At 63.5% G+C, this 18,810-nt stretch carries 19 protein-coding genes; 16 read left to right on the top strand and 3 right to left on the bottom strand.

The features are described from left to right. The first annotated feature begins 55 nt into the window (after positions 1-55). Genes JJ959_RS06015 through JJ959_RS05990 form a run of 6 tightly spaced genes read left to right on the top strand, consistent with a single transcriptional unit; the run spans position 56 to position 4,973 of the window. Positions 56-1,204 carry a M14-type cytosolic carboxypeptidase gene (locus tag JJ959_RS06015; RefSeq protein WP_292880835.1) on the top strand — a complete coding sequence of 383 codons (1,149 nt, stop codon included), beginning with the start codon at positions 56-58 and terminating at the stop codon, positions 1,202-1,204. Between the two features lie 4 nt (positions 1,205-1,208). After that, positions 1,209-1,562 (top strand): arsenate reductase, encoded by a 354-nt coding sequence (locus tag JJ959_RS06010; protein ID WP_292880833.1) that lies wholly within the window; start codon positions 1,209-1,211, stop codon positions 1,560-1,562. A gap of 7 nt (positions 1,563-1,569) precedes the next feature. After that, positions 1,570-2,688: an FAD-dependent oxidoreductase gene (locus JJ959_RS06005; RefSeq protein WP_292880831.1), complete on the top strand. Its 1,119-nt coding sequence runs from the start codon at positions 1,570-1,572 to the stop codon at positions 2,686-2,688. After that, positions 2,669-2,986, top strand: coding sequence for a (2Fe-2S)-binding protein (locus tag JJ959_RS06000; protein ID WP_292880830.1), 318 nt, complete (start codon positions 2,669-2,671; stop codon positions 2,984-2,986). The genes JJ959_RS06005 and JJ959_RS06000 overlap by 20 nt, the downstream gene beginning before the upstream one ends. Beyond that, complete coding sequence (locus tag JJ959_RS05995) at positions 2,973-4,376, top strand: FAD-dependent oxidoreductase (protein ID WP_292880828.1); 1,404 nt, start codon at positions 2,973-2,975, stop codon at positions 4,374-4,376. The genes JJ959_RS06000 and JJ959_RS05995 overlap by 14 nt, the downstream gene beginning before the upstream one ends. Positions 4,377-4,388: 12 nt before the next feature. Beyond that, the gene (locus JJ959_RS05990) at positions 4,389-4,973 is read left to right on the top strand and encodes a peroxidase-related enzyme (RefSeq protein WP_292880825.1); all 585 of its coding nucleotides are present in this window, start codon (positions 4,389-4,391) and stop codon (positions 4,971-4,973) included. A gap of 3 nt (positions 4,974-4,976) precedes the next feature. Here the strand turns inward: JJ959_RS05990 and JJ959_RS05985 are convergent, their stop codons facing one another. Continuing rightward, entirely contained in the window at positions 4,977-5,642 is a 666-nt protein-coding gene (locus tag JJ959_RS05985) for a trimeric intracellular cation channel family protein (RefSeq protein WP_292880822.1), read from the bottom strand. A 169-nt stretch (positions 5,643-5,811) separates the two neighbouring features. Between JJ959_RS05985 and JJ959_RS05980 the strand changes: the two genes are divergently transcribed. Then, entirely contained in the window at positions 5,812-6,618 is an 807-nt protein-coding gene (locus tag JJ959_RS05980) for an alpha/beta fold hydrolase (protein ID WP_292880819.1), read from the top strand. A 52-nt stretch (positions 6,619-6,670) separates the two neighbouring features. Then, positions 6,671-7,531, top strand: coding sequence for a DUF1194 domain-containing protein (locus JJ959_RS05975; protein WP_292880816.1), 861 nt, complete (start codon positions 6,671-6,673; stop codon positions 7,529-7,531). 33 nt (positions 7,532-7,564) lie between these two features. Here JJ959_RS05975 and JJ959_RS05970 read toward each other — a convergent pair whose 3' ends face one another. Both JJ959_RS05970 and JJ959_RS05965 read right to left on the bottom strand, forming a co-directional pair. After that, the gene (locus tag JJ959_RS05970) at positions 7,565-9,295 is read right to left on the bottom strand and encodes a hypothetical protein (RefSeq protein WP_292880813.1); all 1,731 of its coding nucleotides are present in this window, start codon (positions 9,293-9,295) and stop codon (positions 7,565-7,567) included. A gap of 84 nt (positions 9,296-9,379) precedes the next feature. Then, entirely contained in the window at positions 9,380-10,306 is a 927-nt protein-coding gene (locus tag JJ959_RS05965; RefSeq protein WP_292880810.1) for a DMT family transporter, read from the bottom strand. Positions 10,307-10,542: 236 nt separating this feature from the next. On the opposite strand from JJ959_RS05965, the gene JJ959_RS05960 reads away from it, so the two are divergent. From JJ959_RS05960 to JJ959_RS05925, 8 genes are all read left to right on the top strand, one after another. Beyond that, positions 10,543-11,013: an SUF system Fe-S cluster assembly regulator gene (locus JJ959_RS05960; RefSeq protein WP_292880808.1), complete on the top strand. Its 471-nt coding sequence runs from the start codon at positions 10,543-10,545 to the stop codon at positions 11,011-11,013. 49 nt (positions 11,014-11,062) lie between these two features. Further along, positions 11,063-12,520 (top strand): Fe-S cluster assembly protein SufB, encoded by a 1,458-nt coding sequence (sufB, locus tag JJ959_RS05955; protein ID WP_292880805.1) that lies wholly within the window; start codon positions 11,063-11,065, stop codon positions 12,518-12,520. A gap of 46 nt (positions 12,521-12,566) precedes the next feature. Further along, a complete protein-coding gene (gene sufC, locus JJ959_RS05950; protein WP_292880947.1) occupies positions 12,567-13,322 on the top strand; it encodes a Fe-S cluster assembly ATPase SufC in 756 nt (251 codons plus the stop codon). Between the two features lie 19 nt (positions 13,323-13,341). Beyond that, a complete protein-coding gene (sufD, locus tag JJ959_RS05945; protein ID WP_292880802.1) occupies positions 13,342-14,652 on the top strand; it encodes a Fe-S cluster assembly protein SufD in 1,311 nt (436 codons plus the stop codon). After that, positions 14,652-15,881, top strand: coding sequence for a cysteine desulfurase (locus JJ959_RS05940; protein WP_292880801.1), 1,230 nt, complete (start codon positions 14,652-14,654; stop codon positions 15,879-15,881). Before sufD ends, JJ959_RS05940 begins: the two co-directional genes overlap by 1 nt. Continuing rightward, positions 15,878-16,282 carry an SUF system Fe-S cluster assembly protein gene (locus JJ959_RS05935; RefSeq protein WP_292880798.1) on the top strand — a complete coding sequence of 135 codons (405 nt, stop codon included), beginning with the start codon at positions 15,878-15,880 and terminating at the stop codon, positions 16,280-16,282. The genes JJ959_RS05940 and JJ959_RS05935 overlap by 4 nt, the downstream gene beginning before the upstream one ends. A 59-nt stretch (positions 16,283-16,341) precedes the next feature. Further along, complete coding sequence (locus tag JJ959_RS05930; RefSeq protein ID WP_193179821.1) at positions 16,342-16,695, top strand: iron-sulfur cluster assembly accessory protein; 354 nt, start codon at positions 16,342-16,344, stop codon at positions 16,693-16,695. 277 nt (positions 16,696-16,972) lie between these two features. Then, positions 16,973-18,808: an ABC transporter ATP-binding protein/permease gene (locus tag JJ959_RS05925; RefSeq protein ID WP_292880793.1), complete on the top strand. Its 1,836-nt coding sequence runs from the start codon at positions 16,973-16,975 to the stop codon at positions 18,806-18,808. Positions 18,809-18,810 lie beyond the last annotated feature (2 nt).

The following is an 18,810-nucleotide window of genomic DNA, read 5'->3' as shown; positions in this document are numbered from 1 at the left end:
CGGAAACTGGTCATCCGCACCGCTCCGTCACCGCCGACCACCTCCGGGAGTTCCCATGCTGCGTATCGATGCTGCCTTCGACAGCGGCAATATTGAGACCGTCTCGATCGACGATCCGAACGACATCCGGCTCCGCATCGTCAAGGACCACCGCTCCGACTTTTACCAGTGGTTCCATTTCCGCCTTTCCGGCGCGAACGGGCGCGGTGTTACCATGCGGATCCTGAACGCCAGCGGCTCGAGCTATCCGAAAGGGTGGGAGAATTACCGCGCCTGCGCCTCCTACGACCGGGAGACCTGGTTCCGGGTGCCGACCTCCTATGACGGCACCGAACTGACGATCCGGCATGTGCCGGAGGCGGATTATGTCTGGTACGCCTATTTCCAGCCCTATTCGATGGAGCGGCACCAGGACCTGATCGCCGCCGCGCAGGGCTCCCCGCGCTGCACCGCCGAAGTGATCGGCGAGACGCACGACCTGCAGACCATCGACCTGCTGACCATCGGCACGCCGTCCGAGGGGAAGAAGAAGCTCTGGGTCTTCGCCCGTCAGCATCCGGGCGAGCCTATGGCGGAATGGTACATGGAAGGCTTCATCGAGCGCCTGCTCGACCCCGCCGACGGCACCAGCCGGGCGCTGCTGGAAAAGGCGGTGATCTATGCGGTGCCGAACATGAACCCAGACGGCAGCAAGCGCGGGCATCTCCGGACCAATGCGCTCGGGGTGAACCTCAACCGCGAATGGGCGGAACCGAGCCGGGAGAAGAGCCCGGAAGTGCTCTGCGTGCTGGAGGCGATGGCCGAGCGCGGCATCGACCTCTCCTTCGACGTTCATGGGGACGAGGCGATTCCCTATAACTTCATCGCCGGAAGCTACGGCGTGCCGGGGATATCGGAGGCGCATGTTACCATGCTGGACCGGTTCCAGGCGGTCTACGCGGCGATGAACCCGGATTTCCAGACGGCGTACGGCTATCCGAAACCGGCGCCGGGCAAGGGCAATCTGACCACCTCGACCGGGCATATCGCGAACAGGCTCGGCGCGCTCTCCATGACGCTGGAAATGCCGTTCAAGGACGCCGACAACCAGCCGGATCCGGTGCATGGCTGGGACGGGGAGCGCTCGAAGACCCTCGGCCGCAGCCTGGTCGACGTCTTGCTCGCGACGGTGGACGATCTGCCGGCGCGCATGGAAAGGAACTGAGGCGATGATTACGGTCTACGGCATTCCGAACTGCGATACGGTGAAGAAGGCCCGCAAATGGCTCGATGCGCGCGGCGTCACATACAGCTTCCACGATTTCAAGAAGGGCGGCCTGACGGCGGAACGGGCCGCGGGCTGGATCGAAGAACTCGGTGTCGAGAAAGTCGTCAACAAGCGCGGCACGACCTGGAAGAAGCTCGATCCCGCGATCCAGGAAAGCGTGACCGATACGACCGCCCCGGCGCTGCTGGCGAGCCATCCCTCGCTGGTCAAGCGGCCGGTCATCGATCTCGGCGAGATCCGTCTCATCGGGTTCGACAAGGCGGTCCAGGCCGATCTCGAAGCGCTGCTCGACTGACCATGCGATGACCGGCGCCAGTGACGTCATCGTTGTCGGCGGCGGGCTGGTCGGCGCGGCCGTCGCCTACGGGCTCGCCCGCGAGGGGGCGTCCGTCACGATGCTCGACGAGGGCGATGTCGCGCTGAGGGCCTCGCGCGGCAATTTCGGGCTCGTCTGGGTGCAGGGCAAGGGCGACGGGATGCATGAATATGCCAGCTGGACCCGGCGCTCGAAGGATCTCTACCGGAGCTTTGCCGACACGATCCGCGGCGGCGACGGAACCGATATCGAACTGAAGCAGGAGGGCGGGCTGGAACTCTGCCTCGGCGAGGAGGATTTCCGCGCCAACGAGGACGAGATCCGCCGCATGCACAACCAGCCGGGAGTCGGCGAGAACGATCGGGTGATGCTGGACCGCGAAGAGGTCCGGAAGATGCTGCCGCTGATCGGACCGGAGGTCACGGGCGCGAGCTATTCTCCCCACGACGGCCACGTGAACCCGCTTTATCTGCTGCGCGGCCTGCATGGCGGCGCGCAGGCGCTCGGTGCACTCTATGTCAGCGGCGCGCAGGTGCGGAAGATCGAGAAGGACGGGGACGGTTTCAGCGTCTCCGGCAAGGCCGGGACGTTCCGGGGCGGCAAGGTTGTGATCGCCGCCGGGCTCGCCAACAAGTGGCTGGCGGAGATGGTCGGGCTCACGATCCCGGTCGAGCCGAACCGGGGCCATATCCTGATCACGGAGCGGATGCAGCCCGTGATCCCGACGCTTCTCGTCAATGCGCGGCAGACCGCCGACGGCACGATCAATTTCGGCAATTCGAAGGAGGATGCGGGCTACAGCACGCGCATCAATCCGGCGAAACTCGGCGAGATTGCCCGCTCCATCATCCGCTGCTTTCCGGTCCTGAAGGACGCCCGGATCGTCCGTACCTGGAGCGCGCTTCGGGTGATGTCTCCGGACGGCTTCCCGATCTACCGGGAGAGCGAGACGATGCCCGGCGCCTTCAGCATTTCCTGCCACAGCGGCGTCACGCTGGCTGCGGCACATGCGATGGAACTCGCGCCGGTTATCCTTCGCGGCGGGTTCAACGCGCGCTTCGCCGCCTTTTCTCCGGAGAGGTTCGATGCTGCGCCGGCTGCCTGAACAGAAGGGACGGAAAGTACGCTTCCTCTTTGAGGGCGAGCAGGTGAGCGCGCTCGAGGGCGACTCTGTCGCCGCGGCGCTTATGGCTGCGGGTGCGGGCACGACCCGGACGACGCCGAAGAGCGGAGCGCCGCGCGCGCCCTACTGCATGATGGGCGTCTGTTTCGAATGTCTGGTTGAGATCGACGGCGTGCCGAACCGGCAGAGCTGCCTGGTCGAGGTGCGGGACGGGATGCGGGTCCGGCGCCAGCAGGGCGCGCCGGGGTTGCCGGGGGAGGCGGACGATGACCCGGTTTGACCTTGCGATCATCGGCGCCGGTCCGGCGGGGATGTCTGCGGCGGTCACGGCGCGGGACGCCGGACTTTCTGTCATTGTGGTGGACGAGCAGCCGGCCCCGGGCGGGCAGATCTGGCGCGCGATCGGCCGCAACGCGGGCGCGCGCCCGGGAAATCTCGCTATTCTCGGCGAGGATTATGCGAGCGGTGCGAAGCTTGCCGCGCGTTTCGAGGCTTCGGGCGCGCAGTTCTGGCCGAGCGCGTCCGTCTGGCACGTCGACAGCCCTGACGACGGCGACAAGAGCCTGACGGTCGCCTGGGACGGGGTGACCCGGCAGTTCACGGCGCGCGCGTTGCTGATCGCCACCGGCGCGATGGAACGTCCGGTCCCGGTGCCCGGATGGACGCTGCCCGGCGTGATGACGGTCGGTGCGGCGCAGACGCTGCTGAAAAGCTCCGGTCTCTATCCGGAGCCATCGCTGCTCTTGGCTGGGAGCGGCCCCTTGCTGCTGCTCTTTGCCGCGCAGTGCGTCGCCGCCGGCATCAAGATCGCCGCCTTGCTGGAAACCACGCCGCCGGGCGCTTATCTCCGCGGTCTGCCGCATCTGCCGAAAGCTATGCTCGGCTGGCGCACGCTGCTCAAGGGCCACAGGCTGAAGCGGCAGCTAGGAGTTTCCGGGATACCGGTTTACCGGGCCGTCACCGACCTCGCCGCGAAAGGCGCTGAACGGCTTGAGCGCGTGCGTTTCCGGAGCGCTGGCATGCCGGTGGAACTCGAGGCCGCGCACCTGCTGCTGCACGAAGGCGTCGTTCCGAACCCGCAGCTGACCCGGCTGCTGCGCTGCGAGCATCACTGGGACGCGGCGCAGCGTTGTTTCCGACCGGATCTCAGCGATCGCGGCGAGACCAGCGTCGACAACGTTTTCGTCGCCGGGGATGGGGGCGGCATCGGCGGCGCGATGGCGGCGGTCCATTCGGGACGCATCGCGGCGCTCGAGATCGCCGAGCGCTGCGGTGCGGTCAACCGTCCCTCCGGCGATGTCGAGATCGTCAAGGCGCGGGACGCGCTGCGTGCGGAACTCGCCGTCCGGCCTCTGCTCGACGCGATGTTCCCGCCGCCGGACTGGATCGCCCGGCTGGACGGAGACGTGACGGTGTGCCGCTGCGAGGAAGTGAGCGCTGCCGCCATCCGCAATGCTGCCGCCCTCGGTGCACCGGGACCGAACCAGGCGAAAGCCTTCCTGCGCGCCGGCATGGGGCCGTGCCAGGGACGCATGTGCGGTCTTACCGTGACCGAAATTCTTGCCGATGCGCGCGGGGAATCCCCGGAGCGGATCGGTTATTACCGGATCCGCCCGCCCATCAAGCCGGTCACGCTCGGTGAGCTGGCGGCGCTGGACGGATCGGACTGACAGGAGGAAAGAGTGAGCAAGGAAAAAGTGCATGCCCTGGAAATCGGGCTGCCGGTCCCGGATGCGGACGATCTGTCGCCAGAGACGCGGAAATACTGGGATCTCTGCGCGGAGAAGCTTGGTCTGGTGCCGAACGTCATCAAGGCCTACAGCTCCGACGACGGGCATCTGAAAGGCTTCACCTCGCTCTACAACACGCTGATGCTCGGCCCTTCCGGTCTCAGCAAGCTGGAGCGGGAGATGATCGCGGTCGTCGTCTCCTCGATCAATCACTGCTTCTATTGCCTTGTCGCCCACGGTGCTGCGGTGCGCGAGCTGTCCGGCCAGCCGGAGCTTGGCGAGGCGCTCGCCTTCAATCACCGGTACGCCGGTCTCGACGCGCGGCAGCGGGCGATGGTTGCGTTCGTCGAGAAGCTGACCCGGTCTCCCTGGGAGATGGAAGAGGCCGACCGGCAGGCGCTGCGCGACGCCGGGTTCGCCGATCGCGACATCTGGGATATCGCCAATGTCGCCGGCTTCTTCAACATGTCGAACCGGGTGGCGAGCGCCGTGCACATGATGCCGAACGCTGAATATCACTCGGCCGGGCGCGGCTGAGCGTCAGCCCTCTCGGCTCTGGCGGTATTCGTCGATCGTCTTCGGCTTGCGGTAATAGCTCGGCATCGACCAGTCGAAGGTGATTGCCATCGCGCGGACGGCGAAAGTGACAAGGAAGGCGGCCACAGCCGCCTCCAGCCGCCCGATCGCCAGACCTGCCAGTGCGACATAGGTGATCGCTCCGAGGGCTGCGGCGGTGACGTAGATCTCCCGGCGGAGGATGATGCTTTCCTCGTTGCCGACCACATCGCGCACGATGCCTCCGACCGAGGCCGTCACCACACCCATGACCACCGCGATGAGCGGTCCGGTGCCGTGATCGAGCCCCTTGACCGTGCCGACCACGGTGACGAAGGCCAGCCCCAGTGTGTCGAACCATAGCACCAGCCGGATCCGGGACTCGACTTTCGGCGCGATGAAGAACATCACCGTCGCGGTGATCAGGCAGGCGATCACGTGGGACGGATCGGCGACCCAGAAGACGGGCACGTCAAGCACGAGATCGCGAACCGTGCCGCCGCCGACGCCGGTCAGGATGGCGAGCCACATGAAGCCGAGAATATCGAGCCCCTTGCGCGAGGCGACGAGCGAGCCGGAAATCGCGAAGGCCACCGCCGCCAGCATGTCCATGACGAAAGTCAGGCGCGAAAGTTCGACGATGTCCTGCATGGTTACTCCCCGTTTTGCCGGATGATACGACGGATCGCGGGCCATGCGCGCTTGTTCTCGTATGGAATGAGAGGAGGGGCAGTCAGCGCGTTTATCCGCGCCGGAATGCTGGCATAATGACCCAAGAATCAATGATTTTCAGAGTCCGGCGCTGCCGAGGGAGACGGTCATGGCGAAAGAACCTGAGCGGAAGCGGGTCGATACCCCGGCCGGGCATATCTCGTATCGCGAGGCCGGCACCGGTTCGGGCAAGCCCGTGCTGCTGGCACTGCATGGTCTCGGCGGTAATTCGGCGACCTGGCGGGCGCAGTATGCAGCGCTCTCGGATAGTTGGCGCATTATCGGCTGGGACGCGCCGGGCTATGGCGAAACCATGGTGATCGGCCCGGACCAGACGGCGTTCGCGACCCTAGCCCTTGCGCTGATGGATCATCTCGGGGTCGGCGGTTTTTCCGTCATCGGGCATTCCATGGGCGGCATCGTCGCGCAGGCGGTGGCAGGCGAGGGCGGCGAGCGGGTCAAGCACATGATCCTCTCCTGTACTCATTCCGGCAGCGCCAAGCCGGCAAGCGAGCCGCTGTCCGCCAGTTACGCGACGCGTATTGCCGCGCTGGAGAAGGAAGGCAGTGCGGCCTACGCCGCGCAGCGCTCCGGCATGATGGTTGCGGACGGCGCACCGGAAGCGGTCCGGGCGACGGTCGAGGAGATTGCCCGCGGGGTAACCGCTGCGGGGCTGAGGACCTGTGCGACCATGCTTCATCACGCCGATACCCGCCCGGTGGCGCCCGCGATCCGCTGCCCGGTTCTGCTGATCTCCGGCGCGGGCGACAAGGTGGTGTCCCATCGCCAGTCGGAAGCGCTGGCCGCGCTCTATCCCGCCGGGCGACATGTGCGGATAGAGGGGGTCGGACATGCTCCCTACATGGAAGCGCCGGAGGCTTATAACGGACTCTTGAGGGAGTTCCTCTCAACATAGGCTTGCCTCTCCGCCCGAAAATGCGCGCTAATACGGGTGGAGGTCACCTGATATGCCGCTTGCGCGTTTTATCGGTGTTTGGCGTAAATCCGCGATCGGTGCGCTCGCTGCGCTCTTCCTGTTGCCTGCTGCTTCTCTTGCCCAAAGCCTGCCCCAGACCGGTCCGCAGCTGGTCGATCTGAAGCTTCTGCTCGCCGTCGACGTCTCGGGATCGATCGATTTCTGGGAAGGCGGACTGCAGCGCGACGGCTATGTCGAGGCCCTCAAGGACGATGCCGTCATCAATACCATCCTCTCGGGACAGCTCGGTCGCATCGCGCTCTCATATGTCGAGTGGGCCGGCGGCACCCATCAGCGCGTGCTGCTTGACTGGACCCTGATCGACAGCAAGCAGGCGGCCTATGATTTCGCGGAGAACCTCTCCGTCCGGGCGCATATGGCCGGCCGTCGCACCTCGATCGGCAACATGCTGGATTTTGCGGTCAAGATGTTCCAGGACCCGCGTTTCTTTGCGGAAAGACAGGTGATCGATATCTCCGGAGACGGGCCGAACAACAGTGGGGCCCGTGTGGACGAGGCGCGGGACCGGGCGATCGCCGCGGGGCTGGTGATCAATGCCCTGCCGATCCTGAACGAGCGGCCGTCGCCCTACGGCTTCCCGAAACTCGACGATCTCGATGTCTATTACGAGGAATGCGTCATCGGCGGCGACGGTGCCTTTGTGATCGCCGCCAAGGGGATCAAATCCTTTGCCTCGGCGGTGCGCCGCAAGATGATCCTCGAGGTCGCGGGGCTTGTGCCGGAGAAACCGGTCCGCGCTCTGCCCGCCGCGCTCGGTAGGGGCCCCGGCGGGTATAATTGCGGGATCGGCGAAAAGCAGCTGCACGAGTTCCTCAACCGGGGCGGGGACTAGCGCCTTTCCGGAATATCGTCCTGTCCGGCAGGGTCAGCCGAAAAATCCGCTGCGCTGCAGTTGGACGTGGAAGTCCCGGAGGATCTTTTCCTTCTTCGCCGGGTCCGGGACCTGTGCCACGAGCTCGGTCTCGAAATTCGGCCGGCGCAAATGCTTCACGATGATTTCCCGCGCGAGTTTTGACGCCTTGCCGTCGGGAAGCATTTCGGGCTGGCACATGCTGACCAGCATGAAGGCCCGGATATGGAGCGGTTTGTCCGGATCGTCGACACGGTCGAGGATGCGGCCGTCGACGATATAGGTCGCCAGCAACTCGTCGAGATGCTGGGTCAGCTGCTGCTTGCGCGCGTCGGGCAGGTTCGAGTTCTGGATCCGGTAGAAGATCGAGGTGACCTTCTCCATCTTCTTGTTCGGCGCGACCGAGCTGCGGACGATCTGGTTGACCGACGCGGGCGTCATGAAGAGCCCGTTGAGATGATGCTCGATCTCGTCTTTCAGAATGCTGCGCCCGAGATCGCTCTCGAACAGGGCGAGCAGGTACCCTGCCTTGCGGCCAGGATCGCGCAGGGCCGGCAGGACGCTCGCGGTTGCCGCCTTCAGGCCGCCTTCGCCGCCCTTGTTGATGATGTGGGACTGGCGGTGCGTGATCGCCTCCGCCATCTCGGGGCCTCCGACGAGTTCGGTTCCCGGGATCAGCTTCTGCAGCATTTCCCGGAACACCTTCGGTTCGTCTTCTTTGTCCTTGGTCAGTGCTCCGGAACCCTGCAGCTGGCGGCAGACCCGGTCCATAACCGCGAGCTTGGACTCTGGCAGCTTCGCCTTGCGGAACAGTTTGTTGATCTTGAGTGCCGTCGCCTCGATGTTCTCCGGGTTGCCGGCTTTCTCTTCGTTGATCTCGCGGACGCCGTCAGCGATCTCCATGAGCGTGATCAGGGCACCCGCGAGACTGTCCTGTTCGCCGAGCAGATCCTGCAGGACTTCCGCGTTGCTGAGGGCATCGCTGATGAACCAGTCGAGATTGGCGAGAGCGGGGTCGGACTCGCACGCTTCCGCCCAGCCGACGGAGGTCGCGAACTTGTCCCACCAGTTGCGCTTGCCGACCAGGTCTCGGCTCGCCGCGACGCGGAAGAGATAGCCGGGGGCCTCTCCGTTCGCCGCTTTGTTGATGCGTTCGATGGATTCGTTGATCCCGTCCTTTTCGATCGACGGCAGCTTCTTGCTTTCCGCGTTCTTGGCGCGTTCGCTGATCTTCTCTACAAACCCGTAGAGCGCGTCGCGTCGGGCGCCCGTGGCTCCGCCATCCTCGCCCCGCGACTGGAGCTGGGCGACTCTGGCGACGGCCGATGGAAGCATGGACTGGAAGTCCATGGCGCGTTTCATCTCGCGGGCATTGTGCATGACCTCGGTCGGCGTCACGCCCTGTTTGTCGAGATAGGCGCGGAACAGCCGGTTGATGGTCTTGCGGCCCGCGCCGTGGAAGAGTTCCTCCACATCCTCGCAGACCGGAGGGGTGTTGCCGATCTCGCCGACGGCGATCTGATCGCCGCCGCCGGTTGCACGGAGTTTTTCGAACAGGATGTCGCCTGGTGCCGGATTGCGGATGTCCTTGAGGGATTCCTTGACCACACGGACACCCATGACGCCGGCGCGCGCCATGAACTGCATGGCGGTCTTCTCCGCGCTTTCGATATCGCGCGCGGCACCTTCGATGGCCCATGACCCTTCGCGAAGGGTCAGGATCTCTAGATTCTTGTTTCGACGCATCCTGGCCGAGTGCCTTTCCCGGAATTCGGGTGATTTTATTGTTAATTTGATTGCGGATAAAGGCGATTCAGGATTCGTGCCAGTTTATGTGTCGCGTTCCCGGGCGGCTTCGGTCGTGTCGAGGACCGGCATGGCGGTCTTCCGGTGAGCTTTCTGTTCCGTCCAGATGTTGAGCAGATTTCCGGAAAAGGTGATCGCACCGCCGAGCAGGACGTACGGGTTCCATGGCTCCTGGTAGAGCAGGTAACCGATCACCGCGATAAGAGGAAGGCGCAGGAAATCAAGCGGGCTGACGACTGCGGCGTCGGCATGGGCCATTGCCCGCGCCACGCTGTAATGCGCGGTGATGCCGCAGATCCCGAGGATGGCGATGAAAGGCGCCATGTCGATGCTGGGCGTGATCCAGACGGGAATGGAGGGCACGAGCCCGATCGGGAGCTGGATCAGATTCATGTAGAAGATGATCTTGAACGCGCTTTCGGTGGCGGCGAGGCCGCGGGTGAAGACATAGGTGAAGGCGAAGCAGATCGCGGAACCGATCACGATGAAGGAGGCAGGCTGCATCATCTCGGAACCGGGACGGAGGATGACGAGGATGCCGGCGAAGCCGAGCCCGATCGCGATCGCGCGGGTCCGCGTCACCCGTTCTTTCAGCAGGATGGCGGCGAGGATGGCGGTCCAGAGGGGGGCGCTGAACTCGAGCGAGAAGACAGCGGCAAGCGGCAGAACACCGACGCTGTAGATCCAGCCGAACTGTCCGGCGAAATGAATGACATTGCGGCAGAGATGCGTCTTCAGGTGCGGCGTCTTCATCTGCTGCCAGCCGAGCCGGATGGCGAAGGGCATCAGCAGGCTGAGGCAGATCGCCGAGCGCATGAAGGAGATCTGGAAGACCGAGAGTTCCTGCGTCAGCTCCCGCGCGGCGACCGCCATCGAAGTGAAGGAGGCGAGCGCGCCCATCATCCAGAGGACGGCGAGGAGCGGTTGCGACTGGTTCTGGGGCGAGGTCATGACGGGTCTGGACGGTCTTCTTGATTGATTTGAGGCAGCCCGGCGCAACGGTATACGCGGCCGCGTATCCTGCAATAAATCGCTCGCATGGTTGCGCGGATTGTGGCACATCTCCGGTGCCTCCCCGGAATTAGAACCTTTCAAAAATTTTGCCGTCAGCCCGCAGATTGCGGTTGATTTATCTCCCCGCAGGTTTAATTAATGGGACAAAATTAGTCCGAATTCGGGGCGACGCGATGCTGAAACTCAACAAAATGACCGACTACGCGGTCGTGGTGCTTGGCCAGATGGCGCGCGAGCCGGGCCGGGTGCGGACCGCGGCGGCGCTGTCGGACAGCACGGCCATTCCGCTTCCGACGGTCTCCAAACTGCTGAAGATACTCGCCGGAACCGGGCTCGTGACCTCCCACCGAGGCGCCAATGGCGGTTACTCAATTGACGTGACGGCGGAGCAGGTCACCGTGGCGCGGATCGTCCAGGCGATCGACGGCCCTATCGCGCTGACGGCCTGTGTCGAGGAGGGCGACGGCGGTTGCGAGGTCAGCAACTCCTGCCCGATCAGCGGTAATTGGGACCGGGTCAACCAGGCGGTGCGTGCGGCGCTCGAAGAAGTGACGCTGGCCGATCTGCTGGACCCGACGGAAATGTTCCCGCTACGGCCGGCCGTGCGGGAAGGCTCCCGGAGCCCGGCTGTCGCCGAGAGCTGACGGGCATTTGGTTTTTGATTTGACGCTTTAGGACACGGGACACAGAGACATGGCGGCAACTGTCGAGACAATCGAACAGGTCGAACAACTCGGTACCGAGAAGTACAAGTACGGCTTTGTCACCGACATCGAGTCGGAAATGGCGCCGAAGGGCCTCAGCGAGGAGGTCATTCGCTTCATTTCGGCGAAGAAGGAAGAACCGGAATGGATGCTGGAATGGCGCCTCAAGGCCTATGAGCATTTCAAGACCATGGAAGAGCCGGACTGGGCCAAGGTCGAGTATGCGCCGATCGATCTGAGCGACATCTATTACTACGCCGCGCCGAAGATGAAGGAGCGGCCGAAAAGCCTCGACGAGGTCGACCCGGAACTGCTCAAGACCTACGAGAAGCTCGGCATTCCGCTGAAGGAACAGGAAGTGCTCGCCGGCGTCGTTGCCGTCGACGCAGTCTTCGACTCCGTTTCCGTCGCGACCACCTACCGCAAGAAGCTGGCCGAATACGGTGTCATCTTCTGCTCCATCTCCGAGGCGATCCAGGAGCATCCGGAGCTGGTGAAGAAATATCTCGGCTCGGTGGTCCCGTACTCCGACAATTACTTCGCGACGCTGAACTGCGCGGTCTTCACCGACGGTTCCTTCGTCTACATCCCGAAGGGCGTGCGCTGCCCGATGGAACTCTCGACCTATTTCCGCATCAACGCGGAGAACACCGGCCAGTTCGAGCGCACCCTGATCGTCGCCGAGGAAGGCTCCTACGTCTCCTACCTCGAAGGCTGCACCGCCCCGCAGCGCGACGAGAACCAGCTCCATGCCGCTGTGGTCGAACTGGTCGCGATGAAGGATGCTGAGATCAAGTATTCGACGGTGCAGAACTGGTACCCGGGCGACGAGACCGGAGCCGGCGGCATCTACAACTTCGTGACCAAGCGCGGTGCCTGCCGCGGCGACAATTCGAAGATCTCCTGGACCCAGGTCGAAACCGGCTCCGCCGTTACCTGGAAATATCCGAGCTGCATCCTGCAGGGCGACAATTCGGTCGGCGAGTTCTATTCGGTCGCGATCACCAACAATGCGCAGCAGGCCGATACCGGCACCAAGATGATTCATATCGGCAAGAACACGAAGTCGACCATCATCTCCAAGGGCATCAGCGCCGGGAAGGCCGACAACACCTATCGCGGCCTGGTGAAGATCCTTCCGGGGGCCGAGAATGCGCGCAACTACACCCAGTGCGACAGTCTGCTGATCGGGGATCAGTGCGGCGCCCACACGGTGCCCTATATCGAATCCCGCAACCCGACGGCCCGCGTCGAGCACGAGGCGACGACCTCGAAGATCAGCGAGGACCAGCTCTTCTACTGCGCCCAGCGCGGTCTTTCGGAAGAGGATGCGGTCTCGATCATCGTCAACGGCTTCTGCAAGGAAGTCATGAAGGAACTGCCGATGGAATTCGCCGTCGAGGCGCAGAAGCTTATCGGTATCAGTCTGGAAGGCAGCGTCGGCTGACGCGCCACATCATCAAATAAGAATACGCTCGGAGAGAGACATGGCTCTGTTGGAAATCAAGAACCTGCACGCTTCGCTGGAAGAGGAAGGCAAGGAAATCCTCAAGGGGATCGACCTGACCATCCAGCCGGGTGAGGTGCATGCGATCATGGGGCCGAACGGCTCCGGCAAGAGCACGCTGTCCTACGTGCTTGCGGGCCGCGACGGTTACGAGGTGACCGAAGGCTCCGTGACCTTCGACGGCAAGGACCTGCTGGATCTGGAAGCGGACGAGCGGGCCAACGAGGGCCTGTTCCTCGCCTTCCAGTACCCGGTCGAGATCCCGGGCGTGCCGAGCATGACCTTCCTGCGCGAGGCGCTGAATTCCAAGCGCAAGTACAACGGGCAGGAAGAGCTTGACGCGATGCAGTTCCTGAAGCTCGTGCGCGAAAAGGCGAAGTCGCTGGAGATGGGCGACGACATGCTGAAGCGCGCCGTCAATGTGGGCTTCTCGGGCGGCGAAAAGAAACGGAACGAGATCCTGCAGATGGCGGTGCTGGAGCCGAAGCTCTGCGTGCTGGACGAAACCGATTCCGGTCTCGATATCGACGCGCTGAAGATCGTCGCCGACGGCGTCAACGCGCTGCGCGATCAGGGCCGCTCCATGCTGGTCATCACCCACTATCAGCGCCTGCTGAACTATATCCAGCCGGACCATGTGCATGTCATGGCCTACGGCAAGATCCAGAAGTCCGGCGGCAAGGAACTGGCCCTGGAGCTCGAGGAAAAGGGTTACGCCGATTTCACCGGCAAGGCCGCCTGACCGGATCGGAGAGCGAGAGATGCCGAACGACATGGCACATGACAATCCGCTGCTGAAGGCTTTCGGTGCCGCGGCGCTCGACGGTGCGCCCGAATGGTTCGGGAAAGTCACCGAAGCCGGCGCCGCCCGCTTCGCGGAACTTGGGCTGCCGACGAACCGGACCGAGGCCTGGAAATATACCAGCCTGCGAAGCCTCGGCGGCGTGGAGTTCAGCCCTCCGGCAAAGGGTGCCGAGACGGTGGATATCCCGCGCGACAGGATCGCCGGGATCGAGGGTATCGAGATCGTCCTGGTGAATGGCCGTCTCGACGAGAGCCGGCTGGACCTCGACAGGCTGCCGGCTGGCCTGCTGGTCACGCCGCTGGCGGACGCGCTGCAATACAAGGACGGCGTGACCATGCATGCCCTGCAGGACGAAAGCGCGATCGACGGGTTGCCGCTCGCGGCGCTCAGCACGGCCGGCATCACCGGCGGCGTGCTGATCGAAATTGCCAAGGACGCCGACATCGCCAAGCCGATTCACATCATCTCGATCGGGACTGGAAATACCGCTTTCGCCCCGCGCAACGTGATCTGGGTCGGCCCGAACGCCAAGGCTACCGTGGTCGAAAGCCATGTCGGCGAGGGCGGCTACTTCTCCAATTCTGTCACCCATGTGACGGTCGAGAACGAGGCGGTCTTTCATCACTACAAGCTGCAGAACGAGTCCCGCGAGGCCTACCACGTCGCCATGACCCACGTGCTTTGCGGCGAGAAGACGGTCTACGACAATTTCGCCCTTTCCTGCGGCGCGAAGCTCGCCCGCAACGAGATCCGCAGCAAGCTCGACGGCTCGGAGATCCTCTATGCGGTGAACGGCGTCTACATGGCGGCGGCGAACCAGCATCTCGACAACACGACCTTCATCGAGCATGCGAAGCCGAACAGCGAGTCGCGTGAGATCTACAAGGGCGTTCTGGACGAGAACGGCCGCGGCGTCTTCCAAGGCAAGATCCTGGTGCAGCGCCCTGCGCAGAAGACCGACGGATACCAGATGAACCGCGCACTGTTGCTCTCCCGCAAGGCCGAGATCGACAGCAAGCCGGAGTTGGAGATCTATGCCGACGACGTCAAGTGCAGCCATGGTGCGACCGTGGGCGAGCTTGATGCCGAGCAGCTCTTCTACCTGAAGGCTCGCGGCATCAGCGAGCACGACGCGCGCAACATGCTGATCGAGGCTTACCTGCGCGACGCGCTGGACGAGATCCGGGTCGACAAGGTCGCCCGCGCATTCGGCGAGAAGATCTCCGACTGGCTGGCCGAGCGGATTGCTCGGGAGGATGCTGCGTGATGAACGAGCTGGCCTACGACGTCGAAGCGATCCGCCGGGATTTTCCGATCCTTTCGACGGAAGTCCGCGGCAAGCCGCTGGTCTTCCTCGACTCCGCCGCGTCGGCGCAGAAGCCGCGGCAGGTCATCGAGGCGGTCACGCGGATGTACGAGGCCGAGTATGCGAATGTGCATCGCGGACTGCATTATCTGAGCGAGCTGGCGACCGCGCGCTACGAGGGTGCCCGGGAAAAGGTGCAGCGCTTCATCAATGCCCGCCACAGTCACGAGGTGATCTATACCCGCGGCACGACGGACGCGCTCAATCTCGTGGCGCATTCCTACGCCCGCGCCTTTCTCGAGAAAGGCGACGAGATCATCATCACGACGATGGAGCACCATTCCAACATCGTGCCGTGGCAGATGGTGCGGGACGAGAAGGGCCTGGCGCTCAAGGTCGTCGACGTCGACGACGAGGGGGCGTTCCATATCGCCGATCTCGAGGCGCTGATCACCGAGAAGACCAAGCTGATTTCCGTTCCCCATGTCTCCAACGTGCTCGGCACAGTATTGCCGGTGAAGGAGATCGCGGCGCTGGCGCACAAGGCTGGTGCGGTGCTTGTGGTCGACGGCGCCCAGGGCGTGACCCACATGCCGGTCGACGTGCAGGATCTCGACTGCGACTTCTACGCCTTCTCCGGTCACAAGCTCTATGGCCCGACCGGGATCGGCATCCTCTACGGCAAGGAAGAAGTGCTGGAGAAGATGCCGCCGGTGCAGGGCGGCGGGGACATGATCAATACCGTCACCTTCGAGAAATCGACCTGGGCGGACCTGCCGCACAAGTTCGAGGCGGGGACCCCGCCGATCGTCCAGGCGGTCGGTCTCGGAGCGGCGGTGGATTATGTCGAGAAGATCGGCATGGCGGCGATCGGCGCCCATGAGACCGACGTGCTGAAATACGCGACCCAGCGTCTCGCCTCCGTCGAGGGCCTCAGGCTTATCGGCACAGCACCGGGTAAGGCGAGTGTGTTGTCCTTCGTCATGGATTGCGCGCACCCTCATGACATCTCGACGATTATCGATCAGGCCGGCGTCGCGGTCCGCGCGGGGCACCATTGCGCGCAGCCGCTAATGGAGCGGTTCGACGTTCCGGCGATGGCCCGTGCAAGCCTCGGCATGTACAACACGCGCCAGGACATCGACGCGCTCGCCGACAGCCTCGAAAAGGTGAGGGAGATTTTCGCATGATGCCGCATGGTCCGGGTATGCACGACTTCCTCGATCTTCCGCCGCCGGAAGAGGGGATCGTCGCGGAACGGGGCGAGCCGCTCGCTGCAGGCGTTGCGGTTGCCAAAGAAGACGCGATCATTCTCGCGCTGAAGGAAGTCTACGACCCGGAAATTCCGGTCGATATCTACGAGCTCGGACTGATCTACGAGATCGCCATTTCGGAGAACGGAGACGTTCGGATCGTGATGTCCCTGACGGCACCGGCCTGTCCGGTGGCCGGACAGCTTCCGATCGACGTCGCCGAGAAGGCGGCCTCCGTGGAGGGCGTCGGGCGCGTGCAGGTGGAACTGACCTGGGACCCGCCGTGGAATCCCGAACGGATGAGCGACGAAGCGCGCCTTGCCCTCAACATGTTCTAGAAACTGATCTGCCTCATCATTATATTGAAAGGGCAGGCTCATCAGAGGACAGAGACATCATGTTTCAACCCGGTAAAGCCCCGATCACATTGACCGACGCAGCCGCCGGCAGGGTCAAGGACCTGATGGCGGCCAATCCGGAGGACGGCGTTCTCGGGCTGCGCGTCGGCGTGAAGGCGAAAGGCTGCTCCGGTCTCAGCTATTTCGTCGAGTATGCCAAGGAGCGGAAGAAATTTGAGGATGTGGTTGAGGACAAGGGCGTGACGATCTTCGTCGACCCGGCCTCGGTCATGTTCATCCTCGGCTCCGAGATGGATTTCCAGCAGGACAAGTATTATTCGGGCTTCGTCTTCAAGAACCCGAACGAGACCAGCCGCTGCGGCTGCGGCGAGAGCTTCAACGTCGCCTCCTGAGGCTCTCTTAAGAGCAGAGCCATCTCATCCGGGGACTGGAGCCTCATCTCCTGACCCGACGGGTTTGCTCCTGCGATGCTCGCGGTAAACTCGACAGCACCGGTTTCTTTCCGCGACGGATTCGCGGTCCCGGGCCGTCAACTTCCCTAAGTGTAGGATCTAGTCTCGCTGCCGGGCGCGAGGTTGACGCTGGACTCGCGCCTGCGAATAATAGTTCCATATTCATCGAACAAATATGGGGCTCAGTACTGCTCCCTTCCGCCTGACTGGAAATTTCATGCCCCGTCGCCCGACCGCGAACCTCACCGAATCCGACGCTCCGGCGACGGCCGATATCCAGACGGTGAAGACGCTCCTGCCGTATCTCTGGCCAAAGGGGCAGTTCGAGATGCGGGCGCGGGTGGTGATCGCGCTGCTTTGTCTCGCGCTCGCCAAGGGGGCGTCGGTCTATGTCCCGATCCTCTACAAAGACGCCGTCGACCTGATTTCCGGCGGTGACAAGTTCGACTTCACGGTCCTGATCTGGATCATCGTCGCCTATGGCCTGACCCGTCTCGGGCAGCAGGCCTTCGCGCAGCTCCGGGAATTTTTCTTCGCGCGGGTCGCGCAGCGTGCAATCCGGATGGCAGCGTTGAAGACCTTCCGGCATCTCCACCAGTTGTCCCTCAGGTTCCATCTCGACCGGCAGACCGGAGGGATCTCGCGGGTCATCGAACGCGGCACGAAGGCGATCGAGTTCCTGCTCAACTTCATGCTCTTCAACATCCTGCCGACGTTGTTCGAGATCCTGCTGGTCTGCGGCATTCTCTGGGCGATGTTCGACTACCGCTACGCGGTGGTCACCTTCGGCACCATCGGCTCCTACATCCTCTTCACCACGCTGATCACCGAATGGCGCCTGAAGTTCCGCCGGAAAATGAACTCGATGGACAACCGGGCGACCACGCGGGCGATCGACAGTCTGCTGAACTACGAGACGGTGAAGTATTTCGGGAACGAGCGGCACGAGGAGGAGCGTTTCGACCAGTCCATGCGTTCCTACGAGGACGCGGCGGTGCAGAGCCGCACCAGCCTCTCGCTGGTCAATGTCGGGCAGGGCGGGATCATCGCCGCGGGGCTGACGCTGGTGATGATCCTCGCCGGCGGAGATATCGCGGCAGGCCGGGCGACGGTCGGCGATTTCGTCATGGTGAACACCTACCTGATCCAGCTCTACCTGCCGCTCAACTTCCTCGGCTTCGTCTATCGCGAGATCAAGCAATCGCTGACCGACATGGAGCAGATGTTCCGCCTGCTCGACGAGGAGCGCGAGATCGAGGATGCGCCGGACGCCAAGGAGCTCGTGGTTGACCAGGGGCAGGTGCGTTTCGAAGACGTCAAGTTCGGTTATTCCGCCGCGCGGCCGATCCTGAAAGGCATCAGTTTCGAGGTCCCGGCAGGGAAGACCGTCGCGCTGGTCGGGCCGAGCGGCGCCGGCAAATCGACGATCTCGCGCCTGCTGTTCCGCTTCTACGATATCGACGACGGGGCCATCCTGATCGACGGGCAGGATATCCGCACCGTGACCCAGGACAGCTTGCGGCGCGCCATCGGCATCGTTCCGCAGGACACGGTGCTGTTCAATGACACGATCTTCTACAACATCGCCTATGGCCGTCCCTCGGCGAGCCGCGAGGAAGTGGAGGAAGCGGCAAGGCTCGCCAGCATCCACGACTTCGTCACGAGCCTGCCGGACGGTTACGAGACGACAGTCGGCGAGCGCGGCCTGAAGCTATCCGGCGGGGAAAAGCAGCGCGTCGCGATCGCCCGCACGCTGCTGAAACGTCCGAAGATCTTCCTGTTCGACGAGGCGACGTCGGCGCTCGACAGCCAGACGGAAAAGGCGATCCAGAGCAGCCTCTCCGAGGTCAGCCAGAACTACACGACGCTCGTCATCGCACACCGGCTCTCGACGGTGATCGATGCGCACGAGATCATCGTGCTGCGCGACGGCGAGATCGCCGAGCGGGGCAGTCACGCGGACCTCCTCGCATCTGGCGGTGTTTACGCGGCGATGTGGCGCGAACAGATGCGGGAACAGCGGGATCACGACAAGGTGCCGGCAAGCGCCTGATT

It is taken from the genome of Nisaea sp. (assembly GCF_017640745.1).
Lineage (GTDB): Bacteria > Pseudomonadota > Alphaproteobacteria > Thalassobaculales > Thalassobaculaceae > Nisaea.
Note: the sequence above shows the minus strand (reverse complement) of the source record. Positions and strands in the feature narration are given on the sequence as shown.